15 protein-coding genes are annotated in these 14,953 nt (G+C 34.2%); 9 read left to right on the forward strand and 6 right to left on the reverse strand.

What is annotated here, in order from left to right; all coding sequences use genetic code 11:
* Positions 1-32: 32 nt before the first annotated feature.
* The 6 genes from N4270_RS15015 to murI all read left to right on the forward strand — a co-directional run bounded on the left by N4270_RS15015 (position 33) and on the right by murI (position 6,619).
* Positions 33-722 carry a DUF6089 family protein gene (locus N4270_RS15015; protein WP_260098166.1) on the forward strand — a complete coding sequence of 230 codons (690 nt, stop codon included), beginning with the start codon at positions 33-35 and terminating at the stop codon, positions 720-722.
* Position 723: 1 nt separating this feature from the next.
* Complete coding sequence (locus N4270_RS15020) at positions 724-1,464, forward strand: isoprenyl transferase (RefSeq protein WP_260098167.1); 741 nt, start codon at positions 724-726, stop codon at positions 1,462-1,464.
* 10 nt (positions 1,465-1,474) lie between these two features.
* Entirely contained in the window at positions 1,475-4,021 is a 2,547-nt protein-coding gene (locus N4270_RS15025) for an outer membrane protein assembly factor (RefSeq protein WP_260098168.1), read from the forward strand.
* A gap of 167 nt (positions 4,022-4,188) precedes the next feature.
* Complete coding sequence (locus N4270_RS15030) at positions 4,189-5,223, forward strand: OmpH family outer membrane protein (RefSeq protein WP_260098169.1); 1,035 nt, start codon at positions 4,189-4,191, stop codon at positions 5,221-5,223.
* Positions 5,224-5,256: 33 nt separating this feature from the next.
* Complete coding sequence (locus N4270_RS15035; RefSeq protein ID WP_260098170.1) at positions 5,257-5,766, forward strand: OmpH family outer membrane protein; 510 nt, start codon at positions 5,257-5,259, stop codon at positions 5,764-5,766.
* Positions 5,767-5,833: 67 nt separating this feature from the next.
* Positions 5,834-6,619, forward strand: a complete 786-nt coding sequence (gene murI / locus N4270_RS15040; RefSeq protein WP_260098171.1) for a glutamate racemase — start codon at positions 5,834-5,836, stop codon at positions 6,617-6,619.
* Between the two features lie 82 nt (positions 6,620-6,701).
* Here murI and N4270_RS15045 read toward each other — a convergent pair whose 3' ends face one another.
* Genes N4270_RS15045 through N4270_RS15060 form a run of 4 tightly spaced genes read right to left on the reverse strand, consistent with a single transcriptional unit; the run spans position 6,702 to position 10,661 of the window.
* Positions 6,702-7,217 carry a gamma carbonic anhydrase family protein gene (locus N4270_RS15045; RefSeq protein WP_260098172.1) on the reverse strand — a complete coding sequence of 172 codons (516 nt, stop codon included), beginning with the start codon at positions 7,215-7,217 and terminating at the stop codon, positions 6,702-6,704.
* A gap of 11 nt (positions 7,218-7,228) precedes the next feature.
* Entirely contained in the window at positions 7,229-7,759 is a 531-nt protein-coding gene (locus N4270_RS15050; RefSeq protein ID WP_260098173.1) for a hypothetical protein, read from the reverse strand.
* 1 nt (position 7,760) lies between these two features.
* The gene (locus N4270_RS15055) at positions 7,761-8,495 is read right to left on the reverse strand and encodes a LytTR family DNA-binding domain-containing protein (protein ID WP_260098174.1); all 735 of its coding nucleotides are present in this window, start codon (positions 8,493-8,495) and stop codon (positions 7,761-7,763) included.
* On the reverse strand, positions 8,496-10,661 hold the full coding sequence (locus tag N4270_RS15060) for a histidine kinase (RefSeq protein ID WP_260098175.1): 2,166 nt from the start codon (positions 10,659-10,661) through the stop codon (positions 8,496-8,498).
* A 232-nt stretch (positions 10,662-10,893) separates the two neighbouring features.
* Here N4270_RS15060 and N4270_RS15065 point away from each other — a divergent pair, with 232 nt between their 5' ends.
* From N4270_RS15065 to N4270_RS15075, 3 genes are read left to right on the forward strand one after another with little or no spacing between them, the layout of a single operon-like run.
* Positions 10,894-11,910 carry an SIMPL domain-containing protein gene (locus N4270_RS15065; RefSeq protein WP_260098176.1) on the forward strand — a complete coding sequence of 339 codons (1,017 nt, stop codon included), beginning with the start codon at positions 10,894-10,896 and terminating at the stop codon, positions 11,908-11,910.
* Positions 11,911-11,921: 11 nt separating this feature from the next.
* Entirely contained in the window at positions 11,922-12,485 is a 564-nt protein-coding gene (locus N4270_RS15070) for a rhodanese-like domain-containing protein (RefSeq protein ID WP_260098177.1), read from the forward strand.
* Positions 12,486-12,498: 13 nt separating this feature from the next.
* Positions 12,499-13,653, forward strand: coding sequence for a VWA domain-containing protein (locus tag N4270_RS15075; RefSeq protein WP_260098178.1), 1,155 nt, complete (start codon positions 12,499-12,501; stop codon positions 13,651-13,653).
* A 162-nt stretch (positions 13,654-13,815) separates the two neighbouring features.
* On the opposite strand, the gene N4270_RS15080 is transcribed toward N4270_RS15075, so the two are convergent.
* Entirely contained in the window at positions 13,816-14,823 is a 1,008-nt protein-coding gene (locus N4270_RS15080; RefSeq protein ID WP_260098179.1) for a type IX secretion system membrane protein PorP/SprF, read from the reverse strand.
* A 5-nt stretch (positions 14,824-14,828) separates the two neighbouring features.
* A partial coding sequence (locus N4270_RS15085) for a T9SS type B sorting domain-containing protein (protein ID WP_260098184.1) occupies positions 14,829-14,953 on the reverse strand: 125 nt, incomplete at its 5' end.

Raw genomic sequence — 14,953 nt, forward strand, 5'->3', positions numbered from 1 at the left:
TATTTATTATATTTGCAAACTTTTAAAAATTTATGAGGTATTTAATCTTATTTTTATTGAGTACATTTTTCGTGCAAACCAGTCAGTCTCAAATCTATGAAGTTGGGGTGTTTGCAGGTGGAAGTAACTTTATTGGTGATGTAGGCTCAACCACCTATATTTCTCCAGATTCTCCAGCACTTGGACTCTTGTTTAAATGGAACCGTAGCCCGAGACATTCATGGAGGATTTCTGTTATATATGCTGATTTAAAAGGAAAAGATTCAAAATCTGATGATCCAAGACGAAAAGAAAGAAATTACTCATTTGATAGTAATCTGCTAGAAATTTCGGCTGGAATGGAATTCACCTTTGTTGATTTTGATTTACATAAAAGCGGAATTAAGGTCACTCCTTACTTATATTCAGGAATTTCTACAGCAAAGCACGATAATTATTATTTTGATAATTCGGGCGTATATACTTCTGAAAACACAAGCAGTTGGGCTTTAGGAATCCCGATAACATTGGGTATAAAAAGCAATATCACAAACCACTTAATTTTAGGTTTTGAAGTTGGTGCGCGTTATACCTTTTCTGATGAAATAGATGGCAGTGTTCCAGATGATCCTTTTAGAGAAAATTTTAGCTTCGGAAACATTAATAGTAATGACTGGTATGTCTTTACAGGTTTTACATTAACTTATACATTTGGTCAGCGACCATGCTATTGCAATTTTTAATATGAACTTGAAAGATCAAATACAAATCGACAAATTACCAAATCATGTAGCTATTATTATGGATGGTAATGGTCGTTGGGCAAAACAACAAGGCTTGCTTAGAGTTATTGGTCACGAAAACGGCACGAAGTCTGTAAGAGACGTCGTCGAAGCCAGCGCAGAAATAGGGATTAAAAACCTAACCCTTTATGCGTTTTCTACTGAAAACTGGAAACGTCCTAAACTAGAAGTTCAAACTTTAATGAAACTTCTAGTAAAATCATTAAAAAAAGAAATTAAGACCTTACAGGATAATAATATCCGACTTTTGGCTATTGGAAATCTTAAGGATTTGCCAAAAAAAGCGCATGAAGAACTTTTAGAAGTTATTGATAAAACCAAAAATAATACACATATGACTTTAACTCTAGCTTTGAGTTATGGGTCTAGAGAGGAGATTATTAAGGTTATTAAAGAATTAACAGATAAAGTTAAAAATAATATAATTTCTGTTGAAAGTATTGACGAATCAATTATAAATAAGCATCTTTACACGCATAATTTGCCAGATGTTGATTTAATGATTAGAACTAGTGGTGAACAAAGGATAAGCAACTTTTTATTATGGCAAATTGCTTATGCTGAATTATATTTTACAGACATTCTTTGGCCTGATTTTAAGAAGAAGGACCTTTATGAAGCTTTGATTAATTATCAAAATAGAGAACGACGATTTGGAAAAACAAGTGAACAACTTAGCTAACTACTTACTTTTGAAAACTTACATAAAATCACTACTTACAGCATTTATTTTAATTACTTCTAATGTAATAGTTGCTCAACAATCCGATTTCAATCAAGGAAAAAAATACATCTTAGAAGAGGTAAAGGTGACAGGAAACACCAATTTTAATCCTAGCACTGTCATCTCTTTTTCAAGATTAAAAGTGGGTGAAGAAATCGTCATTCCTGGTGAACAAATTAGTAATGCCATTAAAAAACTCTGGGACTCTAAGCTATTTAGTAGTATTGACGTCTACTTAGCAAAGACTGAAGGAAACAAAGCTTATTTAGAAATAAATCTTATTGATTTACCCGAGCTTAATGAGATTACCATTCAAGGTGTAAAGAAGAATAAAATTGAAGAATTAATAAAGGAAAACGATCTTCATAAAGGAAAAAAAGTTACCGAAAACTTAATTACAACAACCCGTAATTATATTGCTAATAAGTATAAGAAAAAAGGCTTTCTAAACACTAAAGTTACTGTTAACACCAAAGAAATCACAAACGATTCTATTGAAAAAAGCCGTGTTGATATGTTAGTATATATCGATCGCGGTGAAAAAGTGAAAATTAATAAAATCATCTTTAATGGCAATGAGAAAGTTTCTGATAAGAAACTTAGAAAAGCCATGAAAAATACCAAGCAAAAAAATCCGATTCGAATTTTTAAGCGTTCAAAATATATTAAAGACGATTTTCAAGAAGATTTAGTAAGCGTTGTAGATGCCTATAAAGAAAGAGGATATCGTGATGCACGTGTGCTTTCAGATTCTATCGTTTACCAAGATGATAAAACCGTAACTCTTTTTATCGACGTTGAAGAAGGTGAACAATACAAGTTTGGTAAAATCAAATTTGTTGGAAACACAGTATATTCTGATGAGTACTTAAAACGTTATATTAAAATTGATGAAGGCTCTACATATAATGGTGTCGAATTACGTAAGCGTATTGCAGATAACACCAAGCCTGATGCTCCAGATTTAACCAATCTTTATCAAGATAGTGGCTACCTGTTCTCAACTATAAACCCAGTAGAGACTAGTGCTGAAGGAAACGTTATTGATATGGAGATTAGAATTTCGGAAGGAAAACCAGCGTACTTCAATAATGTAAGTGTCACTGGAAATGATAAAACGAACGACCATGTTATCTATAGAGAATTAAGAACAAAACCTGGTCAATTGTATCGTAAAAGTAATGTGATTAGAAGTATTAGAGAATTAGGACAACTTGGATTCTTTGATGCCCAACAGCTTACACCTAATATGAAAAACTTCAATACGCAGGATGGTACTGTAGATATTGAATACCAAGTTGTAGAACGTGGCTCAAGCCAAATCGAACTACAAGGTGGTTACGGTGGCGGTGGTTTTATTGGTACACTTGGTTTATCATTCAACAACTTTGCGATTAAAGATGTTTTCAATAAAGAAGCTTATAAACCAATTCCTTCAGGTGACGGACAAAGTTTAGCTTTACGTTTACAAGCATCACAGTTTTTCCAAACCTATAGCTTCTCGTTTTCTGAACCTTGGTTAGGCGGAAAGCGTCCAACACAGTTATCGACTTCGATTTCTCATACCAGACAATTTTTATACAATGCAGCAACAGGACGCGCTGATAAAGATCGACGATTTAATATCACTGGAATTTCTGTAGGAATTTCAAAACGTCTTAAAGAGCCAGACGATTACTTTAGATTGTCTCAGTCTATCGCATTTCAGCATTACGACCTAAAAAACTATAACACAGGTTTATTTACGTTTGGCGATGGCTATTCTAATAACCTATCGTATACGGTTGGTTTAACCAGAAACAATTTATATACCGATCCTATTTACCCAACTGGTGGTTCTAGTTTTTCTATTTCAGCTAAATTATCATTACCATACTCGTTATTTAACAATGTCGATTACGAAGCACTTAAAGAAGAACGTGACGGATTAGATATTACTGATACTGATGATGCTGCTAGAATTAGTGAAATTGATCAAGAACGTTTTAACTGGCTTGAGTTTTATAAAGTAAAATTTAAAGGAGATTGGTACACAAGACTTGTAGATAAACTCGTTATTAAATCTGGATTAGAATTTGGTTTCCTTGGTGCTTATAACCAAGATCGTGGTGTGATTCCTTTTGAGCGTTTCTTTTTAGGTGGTGACGGTTTAGGAAACTTTGCCTTAGATGGTAGAGAGGTCATTCAGCTTCGTGGATATCCTAATCAATCGCTATCTTCTCAAGATGGTGGATCTATCTATAACAAGTTTTCTCTTGAATTACGTTATCCTATTACCTTAGGAGCTCAGGCAAAAATTTACGGATTAACCTTTATTGAAGCAGGTGCATCCTTCGATAATTTTAGAGATTATAATCCGTTTAATCTTAATCGTTCTGCTGGTTTCGGACTTAGAATTTTTATGCCAGCATTTGGATTATTAGGTATTGATTTTGGTCACGGATTTGATGCGCTTCCAGGTCAAACAGTTAAAAATGGATGGGAAACACACTTCATAATTGGACAACAATTTTAATTTGGCACGATATTTTCTATTAACAATAAGACGATTTAAATGTCTGTGTTAAAATTTTTCTAAATATATTTCGTTAATTTGAAAAACTAAACACAATGACAGAGTCGTAATTTAATCTGTCGTTTTTAAAGTTTATAATAGATATCATAAATAATAAAATTATACAGATGAAAAGTAAAGTTCTTTTTTTAGTGACCATATTAAGTCTAATGAGCTTTGTTTCTAATGCACAACGTGGTGTAAGAATAGGCTATATTGATACCGAATATATATTAGAAAATATTCCTGAATATCAAGAAGCTAGTTCTCAACTTGACCAAAAAGTGCAACAATGGAAAACAGAGATCGAGCAACGTCTTAACGAAATTGATTCAAAAAAGAAACAATTAAATAGTGAAAGCGTATTATTAACAAAAGAATTATACGAAGAACGCTTAGAAGACATTTCTTTTGAAGAAGCCGAAATTTTGGATTATCAACAAAAGCGATTTGGACCTAATGGCGATTTAATGATTCAAAAACAACAACTTATTCAGCCTATACAAGACCAAATCTTTAATGCTGTTCAAGAAATTGCAAGTGGTAAAAAATATGATTTCATCTTTGATAAATCTGCTGATGTTGTCATGTTATTTTCTGCCGACCGTTTTGACCTAAGTGAACTGGTTATTAGAAGTATCACACGTTCATCAAAACGAACGCAAGCAAAATCAAGAGCAGAACGTCAAAAAGCAGAACAAGAAGATGTTGTTCCAGTTATAAACGAAGAATTAGACGAACGCCAGAAAGCAATTGAAGAGAAAAAATCAGCGCGTGAAGCAGAAATTGCTGAACGTCAAGCAGCTCAATTAAAACGTAGAGATTCTCTTAAAGCTGCTGCAGCCGCAAAACGTCAAAAAATATTAGACGATAGAGCTAAAGCTAAAGCCGAAAGAGATAGTGCCAATACCAAAACACCTCCTAATGCAGAACGAGGCAAAAACACTAAAACACAAGACTCTACTCAAGCTAAAACCAGTACAGGTGAAAAAACCGCTGCTCAAATTGCTGAAGAAAAAAGACAACAAAAAATAAAAGATCGTGAAGCTAGAAAAAAAGCACTAGAAGAACGTAAAAAGAAAATATTAGAAGAACGTAAAAAAGCAAAAGAAGAACGGGAAGCAAAGAATAAAGCAAAAGATTCCGTTCCTGATGATAACTAAAAACAATAATTATAACACGTAACAAATTTAAAAATGAAACACTTAAAAACCCTTTTATTCGCAGCCATATTGTTTGTTGGAACAACAAACCTTGCTACAGCACAAAGCAAAGTTGCACATATTAATACAACAGAATTGGTGCAAGCTATGCCTGAGATGAAGGCTGCTCAAGCAGAAATCGAAAAGTTATCTAAAACTTACGATGCACAATACAAAGAAATGGTGACGACACTTCAAAATAAAATCACACAATACAGAGCTGAAGTAGATACTAAAACTGAAGAAGAGAACACAAAACGTGCTAAAGAAGTACAAGAAATGGAGCAAAGTATTCGTGAGTATCAAGCTGGAGCTCAAGAAGATATTGGAAAAAAAGAAGCCGCTTTATTAAAACCTATTTTTGAAAAAGCAAAAGCAGCTATCGAAAAAGTAGCAAATGCTCAAGGTTTTGAATACGTACTAGACTCTACTCAAGGTGGTGGTGTTTTAGTCGCAGCTGGAAAAGATCTTTTAGCTGATGTAAAGAAAGAATTAGGATTCTAAATTAAGAATACTTAAATAAAACACAAGGAAGCCACTTTTAATAAGTGGCTTTTTTATTTTTGTAATTATGAAGACGCATCATAAACCCATTGGTATTTTTGATTCTGGAGTTGGAGGCACCTCTATTTTTAAAGAGATTCATGCCCTTTTACCTCATGAACATACCATCTATCTTGCCGATAGCAAAAATGCACCTTATGGTGATAAATCTCAAGAAGAGATACTGCGATTAAGCATTAAAAACACCGAATTACTCTTAGAAAAAAACTGTAAAATCATTGTGGTTGCTTGCAATACAGCTACAACTAATGCAATTTCTTATTTACGAAATACCTACGACATCCCTTTTATTGGTATCGAACCTGCCATTAAACCTGCAGCACTCAATACACAAACTAAGACTGTCGGAATTTTAGCTACCAAAGGTACTTTAAGTAGTGCACTTTTTCATAAAACAACCGATTTGTATAGTAATGGTATTACAGTAATTGAACAAGTTGGAGAAGGTATTGTGCCTTTAGTAGAAACTGGGAAAGCGACCAGTGATGAAATGAAAACCCTTTTAAAATCGTATATAAACCCTATGCTAGAAGCAGATATCGATTATTTGGTATTGGGCTGTACTCATTATCCTTACGTGCTGCCTGTTTTATTAGAACTGCTTCCGAAGCATGTTAAAATTATCGATTCGGGATTAGCGGTTGCCAAACAAACGCAACTTATTTTAAAACAGCACAACCTTTTAAATGAAAACAAAAGCAGGCCCGAAAACAGCTTTTTTTCCAACGGAAACCCAAAGGTCATGGAAGCCATTTTAAAAGATAGGTTTAGCGTGAAGTACTTAGATTTTTAATCTTCTGAATCTGAGATTTACTAAATAAAACCTAATAAAATATTAAGGTTAAAAAGACTCCTATTCGTCCTAAATAGACCTACTAGTCCTTAAACCAACTTGAATATTTGACGTAATTATCTGCAATTCGGTTGATCTCTCCCGAAATTAATTGACTGCTGATGTCTTTTACTTTTTTTGCTGGCACACCTGCATAAATAGTACCCGACTCCACAATGGTGCCTTTTGTCACTACAGCGCCTGCTGCAATTATACTATTGCTGTTTATAATACAATCGTCCATCACAATACTTCCCATTCCAATTAAAACATCATCATGAATGGTGCAACCATGAACTATCGCATTATGTCCAATAGACACATTATTCCCAATTGTGGTAGGTGATTTTTGATAGGTAGCATGAATCACTGCGCCATCTTGCACATTCACTTGATTACCCATTTTTATAAAATGAACGTCTCCTCGAATTACAGCATTAAACCAAACACTACAACGCTGTCCCATAGTAACTTCGCCAACAATAGTAGCGTTTTCGGCAATATAACAATCGTTCGGTATTTGTGGATGTATTCCTTTTACTGGTTTTATGACTGGCATAGTATAATCGTTTAGTTGGTATAAGTTGTAAGTATTATTTTTTGATCCAAATACCAGGCTTTCCCGTTAACACCTGTTCCGAAGAAAAAATCGGGATGCCCTTTGTAATTGGGTCTATCATCTTGTTCTAATTCTTGACGAACATCTTGAGGCAACCATTCAAAATTAAATATTTCTTTATTGTGGTGCTGTTCAATCCATTCTAGATTTAATTCAAAATCTTCTAGGGCTTTAAAAGTTTTCTTATCAAAATACAAAACCGCTTCTAAACTAGAATCGGAAGGTCCAGGAACAGAAAGTCTGTCATTCTTTCCTGAATTGTCAATTAATGTATATCTAAATTCGACCTTAATCGGTTGATGATTACTAAAGTCTAAAATTCTGCCTAAAGTATCGATATCGGTAGATCTAATTTTAGTGATGTTGCTGTCTTTACTAACCTGCTTTTCTGATGGCACTTTTTCTTTAGTTGCAATCTTATTACAAGACACAAAAAGTGATAGCAACACTAGTAATAGCTGAATGTACTTAAAGAGTTTCATACTATTTAAAATAAGACAATAAATCTGATTTCTTAGAGGCTGAAACCATAATTTCTTTACCATTGCTTAACACAACACTGCCGCCTTTACCTTTAACGTATTTTCTAATTTCATTGACATTCACCAGATAACTTTTATGCACTCTGGCAAATGGCCCATCGTTTAAAGCTTCTTCAAAATATTTTAAGGTCTTGCTTACCAGTTTCTTTTTATTGGTGTTGAGATATATTTCGGTGTAATTATCATCGGCTTTACAATATAAGATATCTGCCGTTTCTAAAACTTCGAAACCATCTTGCTGCGGAATGGTTATTTTTCCGTTGACACTATTGGTTTTAGGTACAAGCACCTGATCTTGTAAGGCATCTTCTTTTTCTTTAATTTCAGTCACATAATCGACAGCTTTAATCAACTCATCAATAGAAATAGGCTTCATTAAATAATAGGAAGCATGTGCATTCAAGGCATCGATAGCATAATGATTATAGGCCGTTACAAAAACGGTTTCAAAATTAATATCACCTACTTTATCTAACAAATCAAAGGCATTTCCGTAAGGCATTTCAACGTCGAGAAACACTAAATCCAATTGGGTATTACGAATTAACACCAAAGCTTCTTCTACATTTGCAGCTTCGCCAAGCACTTCAACATTAGGGCAATACTTTTTGAGGTAATTCTTGAGAATTTCCCGGCTTGTTTCTTCATCTTCTACGATGATGGATCTTAGTTTCATTTAATCTTTTTTTAACGTTACTACTACTTTGGTTCCTGTATCTTCCGCCTCTTGATAATCATCAATATATACGTCTACTTTATCCTTATACATATCATTAAGAATGGCCACACGCTTTTTAATATTGCCCATGCCTTTTGATTTTTGTTTCTGCTGATTTGCGGTTTTTAAATCTTTAGAACGTTGTCGTCCTATCCCATCATCGGCTACAGTAATCGTGATTTCAGTATCACTTTTCTTAGAAATAGTAATAAATAAATGACCTTTTTCAGTTTTATAGCGTAACCCATGCCATACAGCATTTTCAATATAAGGTTGTAATAGCATTGGCGGAATCTGATATTCAGAAACCATCACATCTTCATCAACAGTTATACTATAATCAAACTTATCCTGAAATCTGAAATGCTCTAATTTAGTATACAAGTCTAATAACTCAATTTCCTTTTGTAAAGGAATAAAATCCTCCTCACTATTTTCTAAAACGGCTCGCATTAAATGCGAAAAATCGGAAAGATATTTATTTGCTGTACGTTCGTCATTACTGGCGATAAAGCTATTAACAGAGTTTAAAGCATTGAATATAAAATGCGGATTCATTTGACTTCGCAAAGATTTTAAGGCCAACAAGTTATTAGCTAAGCGTTGCTGCTTGATGTACTTAAACATAAAAAACGCTGTAATCAAGAGTAAAATCAATCCGGTAATGAGCATATAAATGACCAGCTGTTGATTTTTATTACGTTCTTCGGTTAAACTTGTGGTTAGGGCACGATCGCTTTCTAAACTTGTAATTCGGTTTTGCTGCTCAATAATATTACGTCTAAAACGATCGGCCTGAGACAGTTCTTGCTCGCGTTTAATGTACAATTCGTCAACCACATATTTGTAGGCTTCAAATTCTTCCTTAGCTTTTTCATAATCTCCAGCATCAAAATGAACATCCGACAATTTTTTTGTCGCATCCTTTTTAACTACCAAATCCCCTTTAGCATCGGCTTCATCCCTACTTTTTTCTAAATACGGAATTGCATTTGCATAATCCTTTTGTAAAAAATAAGCATTACCAATTTTATAATTTTGCTTCTGAAGTGTAAGCGCACTTTCATTTTCTATGATCGAATCACGCTCTACTTCTTCAACATCTTCAACAATTTCTTTTCTTAATTCAATCTCTTCGGAATAATTACGATTGGTATTTTGAAAATCGGCTACCGTTACCTTTTCTTCTAAAGCGCGTTTTTTTGTTTCCTTTTCAGCTAAATCTAAAGAATTATTAAAAAATCCTTGTGCTTTATCAATTTTTCCACTGGCATTATAAGCCTGAGCAATTTTTGAATTAAGGTCTACAATTTTAGGTTTTATAATATGCTTATTTGCCACATTTAACCCTTTTTCATAGGCAGCAATAGAAGCTTTATAATTTTTAATATTATAATACGCATCGCCTAAACCTTCATAAAGCATTACTAATTGATAATTTCCTAACTGTGTTTTGTCGATGGCATTATACGTCTCAAGGCTTTCCTGGTAATTTTTATTGCGTTCATAGGCTTTGGCTAAGCCTAATTTGGCTTCATTCGTTTCTTTATTTTGAAGACTTACTCTATAATTAGTGACCGCCAAATCAAATTGTTTCCAATGCATATATACTTCAGCTAACACTAAATAGGCTTCTGCATTTTGCTGTTGTGAAGTACTTTGTCTTAACGCATCGCCTACAAAAGCAATACTTTTCTCTACATCTAATTTTCGGTATTTAGACACCGAATCAATTAAAGCATTAAACGATTTTACACCTCTTTTAAACTTGGTGTCTTTTAATTGAACATCATCAGCGGGATCAACTTCTACGGTAATTCTGTCGTCGTTTTCAATAATATGGTAAACGGTTTCAAAATCTTTATGTCGAATCACTAATTCATCTCCTTTTCGGGCTTTAATAGTAAAAGCTCCATTAGCATCTGTCATGGTGTAGGCGCCACCATTGACTTCAATATTGACTTTAGAAATAGGTTGGTAACTATCACTATGTCTCACCGAGCCTCTAATTGTAAAAAAGGGAGCCTCTTCTTTCTTGTATTCGCTTCTATTGTTCTGAGCTGTTAGATTTCCGAAGGAAAAAAACAGCAACATAAATAGACTATAGCTTATTATTTGTTTCATTAATACGTCCATAAAAATGGAGATCTTTTAGTTGAACGGAATAAACTTACATACTTTAATTGATTAAATAAAATAGCAAACTGGCTACAATCGCAAAATTGCTAATCAAATAGATAGGTTAACTCATTTGTATAGCACTTACACTCATTCAAGGTACGACTTAACTCATTCTCACTTTTTATTAAAAAAAGATGCTTCTAAGTTTACAGCATTAATCAAAAAACGAAAACGAATGAAAAACAGCACTCTATGCCTGTTGCTTATGTTAATCACCATGACAACAGCCTTCGCTCAACACAAAGGTAATTATGACGCCATTTCCAGGCAAAATGTCTTACACTCAGGTAATGCAACTATTTACAATCCGACAGTACAACAACAAATCAACAAAATTTTAAATCCGAGTACAACCGTATTCATCGACGTTAAAGCACTTCAAAATGTTGAGGCAACAACTTATACTGCCATTTTTAATGTGTCGCAAATTGGCCCAACAGCCGACAGTACCAATTTACTCATGAATCAACGGGTTGATAAAATTAAAAGTCAGTTAAAATCCATAGGAATCACAGAAGACGCATTTGCCATTGATGTAATTTCCTTTGTACCTAATTACGAAATTGAAGTTCAGAAAAAGTTATTCAGTAAAACTTATACAGAGGTTCCTAACGGATTCGAACTTCAGCAAAACCTTCATATTCAATTTACCAAAACCAATCAGTTTGAAACCATTTTAACGGCTTGTGCCAAAAGCGAAATCTACAATTTAGTTAAAGTAGATTATTACATTGAAAACATTGCCGAAGTCTATAAAAACCTTCAAACCAAACTCTTAAAACTTATTGAAGAAAAGAAGGCCTATTACAAGGTTTTAGGCTTTGATCTTAGCACTTACAATGTCGCCATTGCCGACGATCAATACTGTTATTTCCCAAAGGATTTTTATCAAAGTTATCAAGCCTTTAACAGCGTCTCATTTGAAGCCATTAAAAAGAAAAAAGGGGTTACAACTGCAAAAAAGCAAACCTCTTATTACTATCAGCCTTTATCTTACGAAAACTATGATGTGGTGGTTAATCCATCCATTTTAGAACCTGTTGTACAAATAGGTATGAATATCAGGCTTCAATATGCTCCAAAACCGAAAGAAGCAAAAGCCGAACCGATCGTAAAAACCGAAATCAAACACAAATACTATGTCGTGTCTCCAAACGGAACCTTAGATATCAAAGCATTACAAACCGATTAACAATTCTTATTATGAAAGCCATCGTCTTAGTCACCTTTATGAGCATTTTAATGTGCTCGACAAGTCAAAATGAACTCCCAGAATCCCGAAAAGCCAAAGTGAGTTATTCCGATTTTGAAACCTTAGTAAAAGAGGTAAAAAATCATCGTAAAAAACGTTTGGTAGATTGTAATACCTTCTTATCTAAAAGCACAAAAGACAACGTGATTATTTTAGATACACGTTCCAAAGACATGTATGATAAGAAACATATAAAAGGTGCTGTACATTTAAATTTTTCAGACTTTACGCAAGCTAATTTAGCTGCACTGATTCCTAATAAGGATACAACAATTTTAATCTATTGCAACAACAATTTTGAAGGTGATCAAATCCATTTTGCAACAAAATCTTTAATTGTAAAGCCTTCAGAAAAGGACAAAGAAATTACACTGGCACTCAATATTCCAACCTATATCAATCTGTATGGTTATGGCTATAAAAATGTGTATGAACTCTCTGAACTCATCTCTGCTTTTGACCAAAGAATTGCCTTCGAAGGAACAACAATAACACCTATAACAAGTACTAATTAAAAACGATAAAAAAATGAAAACAATAGTTAAACCTTTCATTCTCGTCTTTTGCTTGATAACATTTTTATCCTGCAATGCAAATGAGAAAAAACACAGTGAGCCTATAGCGTTTGCTGAAACAAACACACATCACCAAAACAAGCAATTTATCAAAGTGGCCTTGTTACTGGATACGAGTAACAGTATGGACGGACTCATTGATCAGGCCAAAGCACAGTTATGGGAAATCGTAAACGAACTGTCCTATGCAAAATGTGGTGACGAAAAGCCCAACCTTCAAATTGCACTCTATGAATATGGAAATGACAGACTCAATGGAGACGAAGGATTTATAAGACAAGTACTGGCGTTTAGCGACGATTTAGATGAGATTTCAAAGCAGTTATTTTCTCTCACTACTAATGGCGGAAATGAATACTGTGGTCATGTGATTCAAACCTCATTAAACCAATTAAAATGGGGTGATAATCCAGACGATTTAAAATTAATTTTTATCGCAGGAAACGAGCCTTTTTCACAAGGAAAAATAAGTTATAAAGACGCTGCGAAACAAGCTCATAAAAATGATGTAAGTGTCAATACCATTTTTTGTGGAGACTATAACCAAGGCATTGCTACTTACTGGAAAGAAGGTGCCGATTTAGCTCATGGCGATTATATGGCAATTAATCATAATCATGCTACGACCTATGTGGCTACGCCTTATGACGATAAAATTCTTCAGCTCAATCTTAAACTTAACAAAACCTATGTTGCCTACGGCAGTTCTGGGTTGAAAAAAATGAAACTTCAGGAAGAACAAGATGATAATGCCGAAGGTTATAGCGAAGCCAATGCAGTGAGTCGAACGGTGAGTAAAAGTTCCCATTTGTATAAAAATGCAACATGGGATTTGGTTGATGCCGAACAGGAAAAAAATTTCAGATACGAGGATTTAAAAAAGACCGAACTTCCCGAAGAACTTAAAGGGAAAAGCGTTTCCGAAATTAAAGCTTATGTTGCTCAAAAGCGTGCCGAACGTGAGGCAGTTCAAAAAGAAATTCAGCAATTAAACGAAAAACGCAGGTTGTACATCAAGTCGCAACAAACCGAAACAAATAACGGCTTAGAAAATGCCATGATAACAGCCATTAAAACCCAAGCCAAAAACAAGAAGTATAGCTGGTAATATGAGGGCGTTACCACGACGTTCGCGGGAGCTCAGTCATGGTCGTGCTCTCGGTAGTCGCTTCCTTCCGCTAGGCGTAAGGAGAGCTTCAACAATACCTCCATCACTAACGCAAAAAGTCTCGATAATTATCGAGACTTTTTTTATGTTATTTATAGCTAGTTAGTTAATTGCCGGACAGTCACATTCGTACTTCTCTTTTCTACAATTAAAGTTATAACCTAATGTGATTTGGTGAAAACCACCATTATTGAATACCACTGAATTTGCCTGATAAGAATAGGTATAAGCAAAAACAAAGTTGTTATAATCAACACCAACAAAAGGCGTAAAATATTGTAATTTTTGACTGCTCACACCCGAACCATCTAAAAACTCAGCACCATCTAAACTTCTTCGGTAAGAAATTCCTCCCCATAGCTTACCAAAGTCCATATCTTTATAAGCCTTGGCATTAATATCTATAGACGCTTCTTCTGTTGCATCTCTATACATAAACATTACCGATGGTTCAAAACTCCAGTCACTGCCAAACTTATGAAATGTATTTCCTGCAGAAAATAAGTAAGTTCTTAAATTGTCATAACTCAAACCTTGTTCGTTAAAGTTAATCCCTTCATTACTCAATACGTTTTTAACTGTAGCGTGCGCATAGAAATCAATAAAGTGATAAGAAAACCCAAAGTCTACATTAAAGTTCGTAGCACTTTGTTCTACACCAGCAATAATAGGATCAAAACCATCAGCTAAAAACTCTGTTTCATCTAATTTATACTGAATTAAACCAGCACTTAACCCAAAAGACAACATATTGAGATCAATCTCATTTCTTGAAAACATCAAATGGTGTGCATACGTTAAATAGGCTCCTGTTTGAGAATGATATCCATTTTTATCGTTATATACAATCCCTCCAATTGCAGATTGAGAATCTCCAATTCTACTGTTAATACTCAATGTTTGTAAGTTTGGAGCTTCATCTTGTCCCAACCATTGTGCTCTTGCTGTTAATCTAATCTTCGCACAATTAGCAACACCAGCCATAGATGGATGGATTAAATAGTAATTATCCGTTAAATAATCGGAATATATAGGTAATCCTTCTTGAGCTGTTCCAACGATTGAAAACAGTGCTAAACTCGCTATTAAACAATACTTTTTTAAATTCATACGATTTATCTTTTCAGGGTAAAATGGGCTTTAAATTCCTTACGGCTACCTGTATTAGGCTCGTTATACTCTACAACAAACCAATAATCACTTGTTGGCATCGGGTTCCCATTATAGGTTCCATTCCAAC

The organism is Psychroserpens sp. SPM9, assembly GCF_025153525.1.
GTDB lineage: Bacteria > Bacteroidota > Bacteroidia > Flavobacteriales > Flavobacteriaceae > Psychroserpens.